The following is an 8,448-nucleotide window of genomic DNA, read 5'->3' on the forward strand; positions in this document are numbered from 1 at the left end:
GTCCTAATCCTCTTGGGACCTAAGTGTTGTCAAAGTCGCAGGACCTTCAGAACTATCAAGCTGGCCTGCGCGTCGCCATCATCCGACCATCGAAACTCGTGCCAATCATGTTGACAATCCCGCGATACCAGCGGGTGCGGTCAATACGATCCAAGATCACGGGACAATGCAACAAGCGTCCGCATAAGCGGCGCGGTCGGAATACGCCATGCCGGCGATTCTATTGGGGAGAATAACAAAATGGTAAACTATATCCGTTCCGATCTGGACTTCATTCTCGAGCAGATCAAGATCGCCGAAAAGCACGCCGCATATGTTGCCAATCCCAATGATCCGAACGCTGCGCCGCTTTTCGGTGTGGGCGCTGCCGGCCAGGTCGGGTCCGTTCCAGCCTATACACTTAGCCTGGGGCTGCGGACCGTCGACGGTTCATACAACAACCTGTTGCCTGGACAAGAAATGTGGGGCTCTGCAGACCTGCCGTTCCCCGAATTGCTTGATCCTGCATATCGCAATGCCGATGGTACCCTGTTCGATCCCGATGGTCCGGGGCCGGCTCCAGGGATGCCGACGTCCCCCAACTATAATCCGTCGAACGACCCCAATTCGCTGGTATTCGACTCCAGTCTGCGCACGATCTCGAACCTGATCGTTGATCAGACGCTCGGCAACCCCGCGGCTATCATCAAGGGGTTGCAGGTGGGCGGCCTCGTCGCCGCGGACCTTGCCAATGTGGCTCTCGTGCAGAACATTTATGCCGCCTACAAGCCTTTTGCTGATGCGGAATACCAAGCGCGCGTTGTCATGGAGAACGCAAAATCAGCTGCCAACGCCCTCAGCGACGGCGACCCGCTCACGCCGCCGGGTGCCGCCGAACAGGCGGCTCTCGATGCGCTGGCAACGGCGACGGCCGCGCACGATGTCACCGTAACCAATCTTGAAGCGGCGAGCGTCGTTCGCGATACCGCACTTGAGCCGTTCGGCATCGCCATGGATGGCGACAACGTCCAGATCACCAACGTCTCGCCCGACGTCGGCCTGTCGGCACCGTTCAATTCCTGGTTCACCCTATTCGGCCAGTTCTTCGATCACGGCCTTGATCTTGTAAACAAAGGCGGCAGCGGCACCGTATTCATTCCGCTACAGCCCGATGACCCACTATATGTTGAGGGCAGTCACACCAACTTCATGGTGCTGACGCGCGCGACGGTGGGCCCTGGTGCCGATGGCGTTTTGGGAACGGCCGACGACACGCGTCCAGTCAACACCACGACGCCTTTCGTCGATCAAAACCAGACCTATACTTCGCACGCCTCCCATCAGGTTTTCTTGCGTCAATACGCGATGGGTGCGGATGGCAAGCCGCACGCTACCGGCAACCTCATTGAAGGTGGTGGCGCGCAGCCGGGTGGTATGGCGACCTGGGCTGATGTCAAGGAACAAGCCAAGATGCTTGGCATTCTCCTGACCGACCAGGATGTTGGCGCCGTGCCTCTGCTGCGCACCGACGCTTATGGCAACTTCATCCCGAATGCCGCGGGCTTTGCCCAAGTCATTACAGGCGTCGGGGCCGATGGCATTCCCAATACTGCAGACGACATCGTTATTTCAGGTACGCCCGCCGCGCCGGTGCCGCTGACAAGTGCAATTCGCATCAATGCGGCATTCCTGGCCGATATCGCCCATGACGCGGTTCCGAACGGCATTGCGGACGGCGACATCGAAATCGGCCTTCAGAACCCCGGCAACAACCCGGCCGTCTATGATAACGAATTGCTCGATGCGCACTTCATTGCCGGCGACGGCCGCGTTAACGAAAACATCGGCCTGACCGCCGTGCATCACATTTTCCATTCTGAACATAACCGGCTTGCCCAGCATACCAAGGAAGTGGTGCTCGCCAGCAAGGATATGGCCTTCATCAATGAGTGGCTCGACGTCGACCTGACGCAGACGCAGGTCGATGCCATCCCGACGGACCCGATTGCTCTTGCAGCTTATGCCGACACCCTGACCTGGGATGGCGAACGCTTGTTTCAGGCCGCCAAGTTCGGCACGGAAATGCAGTACCAGCATACCGTGTTCGAGGATTTTGCTCGCAAAATTCAACCCAATATTGATTTCTTCGTAGTGCCTGACGGCTATCACGCCGACATCAACCCGGCCATCGTCGCCGAGTTCGCTCACGTGGTTTACCGCTTCGGCCATTCCATGCTGACCGAGCAGATCGATAGGCTCGATGCCTCGTTCACCAATGATCAGATCAGCCTTATTCAGGGCTTCCTCAATCCGATCGAGTTCGACTCAGGCCACACCATCGCCGACGGCATTGCTGCGGGCGACATCATCCGCGGCATGACGCGCCAGGTCGGCAATGAGATCGACGAGTTCGTCACCAGTGCGCTGCGCAACAACCTGCTCGGCCTGCCTCTCGACCTGGCAACCATCAATCTGGCGCGTGGCCGGGATACCGGCGTGCCTTCGTTGAACGCCGCTCGCCGCGATTTCTACGAGGCAAGTTCGCATGCGCCTGAACTCAAACCCTATGATAGTTGGGTGGAGTTCGCTGGTAACCTCAAGAATGAAGCTTCCGTCATCAACTTCATGGCGGCTTATGGCCTCCATTCTTCCATCACCGCCGAAACGACGATCGAAGGCAAGCGCGATGCCGCCATGCTGCTGATCTTTGGCGACATGGATATCGATGGCGATGGCATTGTCGACCTTGCGCCCGCTGACCGCCTGGATTTCCTCAACGGTACCGGCGCCTGGGCCAATGTCAACGGCATCACCACAACCGGTTTGGACAATATCGACCTGTGGATCGGCGGTCTCGCGGAAAAGATCCTGCCGTTTGGCGGCATGCTCGGTTCGACCTTCAACTTCGTGTTCGAAGTTCAGCTCGAACAACTTCAGGACGGCGACCGGTTCTACTACCTACAGCGACTTGACGGCCTGCATCTGTTGTCTGAAATGGAAAACAACACTTTCGCCAAGATCATCAGCCTCAATGCCGACGCGGGCCACCTTCCTTCGGACGTGTTCTCGACCCCCGGCCTGATCCTGGAAGTGGACCGGACCAAGCAATGGAACCCCGGCCTCGGCGAAACCGCCGGCGCGGACGGCATCCTGCTCGATGACCCGGCCACGACCAATGTCGATGAATCTGCCGACAATCTCGGCAACGACCCGACTGGGGGCAGCATTCTGACCCCGCTGGTGATCCGCAACAATCCCGCCACCCCGGGCGCTGACACCAATTACCTGAAATATACCGGCACTGAACACGTCCTGCTGGGCGGCACCGATGGGGATGATATCCTGATCGGCAGCGAGGGGGACGACACGCTTTATGCCGACGGTGGCAATGACCGGCTCGAAGGGGGCTCCGGTAACGACTCCTACTTCGGCGGCGACGGCGACGACATTATCACCGATTTGTTCGGTGACGACATCATCCGCTCTGGCGCGGGTCACGATGCGATCAATGCCGGCGCTGGCGTCGATCTGATCGTCGGTGACGCGGGCCAGGACTTCATCATCCTGGGCGCCGACTTGCTCGACGAAGCCTTCGGCGGCGTCGGCAATGACTTCGTGCTCGGCAGCAAGACCACCGAGCAGACGTTGGGCGGCGAAGGCGATGACTGGATCGAGGTGGGAGCGTGGACCGGCGCGGTCGGCGACGATTTCGACGACCAGTTCCAGGCCGACGCGGTCAAGGGGCATGACGTGTTCCATGGCGACGGCGGCTTTGACGAGTTCATTGGCGAAGGGGGCGACGATATCTGGTTCGGCAGTCTCGGCCGTGGCAAGTTCGACGGCATGTCCGGCTATGACTGGACCACTTATGCCGACATGAACTTCCCTGTGGACGTCGATCTCGCCCGGCAGATCCTGCCCGGCGTACCGGTGCTTCCAGCCAACGTGGCGCTGGATACCTTTACCCAGGTGGAAGGTGCCTCGGGCTCCAAATTCGCCGACGTGATCCGCGGCACCGACGTCACCGCTGCAGATGTGCCGACCGAAGGCTTCCGTGGCAGTGCACTCGACGCCGAGGGCCTCGCCCTGATCGGCGGGCTACAGCAACTGCTGGTGGGTGCGGGCGCGACCTCGTTCGATGCCCAGGGTAGCTTCGTCGGCGGTAATATCTTGCTCGGCGGCGACGGCAGCGACCTCATCGAAGGCCGCGGCGGCGACGACATCATCGACGGCGACAAATGGCTGCGGGTGCGCATCGCTGTGATGTCCACCTTCGACGCCAATGGTCCGACCGGCGACACGGTGCTTAGTTACCATGACTCAATGAAGACGCTGGTTTCGCAGGTTATGGCCGGAACTATCAATCCCGGCCAGCTCAAGATCGTCCGCGATATTGTCTCGACCGGAGATGCCACGCCTGACGTCGACACTGCCGTCTATTCGGACCTGCGTGCCAGTTATTCGTTCTCGGCCAATGCCGACGGCACGCTGGTGGTTTCCCATACCGGTGGCACCGCGCTTGACGGCACCGACATGCTGCGGAACATCGAACGGTTGCAGTTCAGCGATGGCAGCGCAATCAACGTCATCGTGGGTACGCCCTATAACGACAATGGGGTGGCGCCACAGGGCGCACCCCCGCTCAACCAGCCGGCGCTCAATGGCACGGCCGGAGACGACCTCATCGTGGGCCTCGCCGGTGCCGACATCCTCAACGGCAATGCCGGCAACGACATCCTCGTCGGCGGTGCCGATGGCACGAACTCGACAACGGCGACGGCAACCTATGCGGACACCTTCAACTCCGGAAGCAACAGCCGCCAGGATGGCACCGCAAACTTCGCAACGAACTGGGCTGAGTCTGGTGACTTCGGTGGCACGACTACGGGCCAGATCCGAATCGATGACGGCACCGACGCTCTAAGGTTCTATGGCGGCACGAACGCGGCAGACTACAATGGCGCGCAGATTACGCGGACGATGAATCTCTCAACCGCGACGACTGCGACCATCACCTACTCGGCCAACCCGGACAATCTTGATGCCGGTGAATCCGTTACGGTCCAGTTCGCGGCGGACGGCACGACCTTCGTGACGTTGCAGACCATCACCGGCGACGGTGGAACAACGAACTATACCCACAACCTCACAGGGCCGTTCGCGGCGAACGCAGCGATCCGCTTCGTGACGACGGCGATGAACGCCACCAATGAGGGTGTCAGTATCGACAACCTGGTCATTACTCGCGCTACTGTCACCGTCAGCACTGCCGGGGACACCCTCAACGGCGGGCTGGGCAACGACACCTATTCGTTCAGCCTGGGCGACGGCAACGACACGATCAACGAAGCGGTGAATGCGACCAGTGGTGGGACGGCGGATCGAATCTCGATCCTGGCGCCGACCACCGGTATTGATCCGGTCACACTGCTGCCGATCATGACGATGACGGCCCTCAACGCCAGTGACAGCAACACCGGGACTAACACGGGCGACCTGGTCATCAATTACGGCCTGGCTGCGGGCAATTCGCAAACGGTCACGGTGGCCGGCCATTTCACCGGCGGCAATGCCGAGACGGGTGTCGAACGCATAAACTTCAATGGTGCGCAATACGAGGGCTACCAGCTCGGCGCCGAGGACTATCTGATTAACCGCGCCGACCCGAACAACAATACACGCGTTGACCTGACGGGCTCGCTGGTCAACAATTTCGTGGCTGGCGAGAATGGCACCAATGACACCATCACCGGCGGCAGTGGCAATGACCTGATCTTCGGCGGCACCGGCAACAATACGCTCAACGGCGGCCTTGGCGACGACCTTCTGGTTGGCGGCACTGGCACCGATACGCTGGATGGCGGCGCTGACCTCGACACTATGGTCGGCCTCGGCGGCAACGACACCTATATCGTTGATGATGTCGGCGACGTGGTTGTCGAAGCCCTCAATGCGGGCACGGACACGGTGGAAACCCTGCTGGCTGCGCTCTCTATCGAGCTGATGGCCAATGTCGAAAACCTGACCTATACCGGCGTCGATGCCGACCAGTTCGTCGGTACCGGCAATGCGGGCAATAACGTGATCAGCGGCGGCGATCTTGCCGATACGCTGAGCGGTCTGGCCGGCAACGACACGTTGCAAGGCGGGCTCGGGGCCGACGCGATGACCGGCGGTGACGGCAGCGACGTCTACTTCGTGGACGAAGCAGGCGATGTGGTAACCGAGACTTCCGCCCTTGTTACAGACATCGACAGGGTTGAATCCGACATCTCCTATATTCTCGGCGCTAATGTCGAAAACCTCGACCTCAACGGCGCCAATGCCGACATCAACGGCACGGGTAACGCTCTCAACAACATCATCAACGGCAATGACGGCATCAACCAGTTGTTCGGCGGTGGCGGTAACGATACGCTTGCCGGCAATGACGGCAATGACCTGCTCGACGGCGGCGAGGGTAATGACATCCTCAATGGCGGCGACGACAACGACACCATTATCGGTGGTGCCGGCAACGACACCATTGACGTGGGCAACGGTTTCAACACCATCGTCTATAACGCTGCCGGTTTCGGTGCGGATACGATTGCAAGCTTCGATGCAGCTGGCGGAACGCCCGCAAGTCAGGACCGCATCGATCTTAGCGGGCTCGGGGTCACGGCGGCGAATTTTGCCCAACGTGTGTTCGAATCCACTTCTGGCGGTAACACGATCATTACAGTGCGTGAGAATGGAGCGGCCTCGGCGATCCAGGGCACGATCCAAATCAACGGCGTCACCAATGCCAATATCGATGTCACGGACTTCACCCTGGCGGCAGCTGCACCACCCGTGTTCGGCGTCGGCACCGCTGCTGCGAACACGATTACCGGCAACGCTGCTGCCAATACCATTAATGGCCTCGGGGGCAACGACACTCTGAGTGGTGCCGGCGGCGACGATGTCATCAACGGCGGCGAAGGTGCAGACGTCCTCAACGGCGGCGATGGCAACGACACGCTCAGTGGAGGAACAAATATTGCCAACGGCACCTATGCAGATACTTTCGGTGCCGTGGCTTATAACAACAACAACGGGACGCTCAACTTCGCTGGTAACTGGACAGAGACTGGCGACAACAACTCGGCGACTACTGGCGATATCCTTATCACCAACAACCAACTGAGGTTTGCTGGAACGATCGACACCAATGATTTCATCCAGCGCTCGATCAATCTGACCGGAGCCACGGCACCGACCCTTTCCTTCAACTATCAGGGTACCGCTGCTGGCGAGACCATCGCTGTTGAAGCATTGAATGGCGGTACTTGGCAGTCTCTCGGGACGCTGGGAGGAGCAACCAGCGGCGCATTCGTCGCCGCACTTGATCCGGCCCACTCGGCTATCAGATTCCGTACCACAAGCGGTTTTGATGCCGCCGAGACGTTCAATATCGACAATGTAACCGTAACTTTGGGTGCCAACAGCGGTGTCGACACCATCAACGGCGATGCCGGCGACGATACAATCATCTGGAACGCCAATGCGGCGGCTCCGACCGACGGCCGTGACATCGTCAACGGTGGTACCGAAGGGGCACTTGGCGATACGTTCGTCATGACCGGCAATGGTTCGGCCGAGACGTTCCGGATCTATACCCGGGCAGCTTTCCTCGCCGTGGTTGGAAACGCAGCTGTTCCGCTGGCTGCGGCGACAGAGATCGTCGTTACCCGCAACGGTACCAATGCGGCGGCCATCATCGCTGAATTGGCGGAGATCGAGGAAATCCGCGTCAACGGCGCTGATCCTTCCGGTAACGGAGCGGCCGGCGGGGACAACTTCGAGATCATCGGTGATTTCTCGGCGACCAGCCTGCGGCTCAACACCATCACCATCGATGGTGATGCAGGAGACGACAACATCGATATCACGTCACTCAGCTCGGCTCACCGCATCGTGTTCAAGTCCAATGGCGGCAATGACACCATCATTGGAACCCTGCGTCCGCAGGATGTGGTCGAGCTGCCAAATGGGGCCACCATTGCTGACTACGAAGTGACAATCGAAGACGGTGTCACGACCATGACCAGCGGTGAACATACCATCAAATTCACCGCCCCCGACGGGATGCCGCAAATTGGCGACGACCCCATCGACGATGAAGATGAGGACGACGAAGAAGAAACCGAACTTCCCGGCGGCAATGACGACGAGGATGATGAGGAAGACGACGACGATAACGACGATCATCACACGGGCGGCGGTGGTTGCGACGATGATGATGACGATGCTCCGGCACCGGGAGCAGACTCTGGCGCAACTGGCGCACCGGTTATCGGTACGGCCAATGCCGATGTCCTGCTTGGAACTGTCAATGGCGAGAACATCATAGCATTGGGCGGCAATGACACGGTGGTGGGCGGCGGCGGTGCCGATGTCATCCGCGGCGATGAAGGCGATGATTTCATCAGTGCGGAAGGCGGCGAT

General features: G+C 59.7%; 1 protein-coding gene. It reads left to right on the plus strand.

Annotated elements, in window-relative coordinates; genetic code table 11:
- Window positions 1-240 precede the first annotated feature (240 nt).
- The coding region (locus tag PHA01_RS21735; protein ID WP_271898430.1) for a peroxidase family protein at window positions 241-8,448 on the plus strand (8,208 nt) is incomplete at its 3' end.

The organism is Candidatus Phyllobacterium onerii (assembly GCF_028331445.1).
GTDB lineage: Bacteria > Pseudomonadota > Alphaproteobacteria > Rhizobiales > Rhizobiaceae > Phyllobacterium > Phyllobacterium onerii.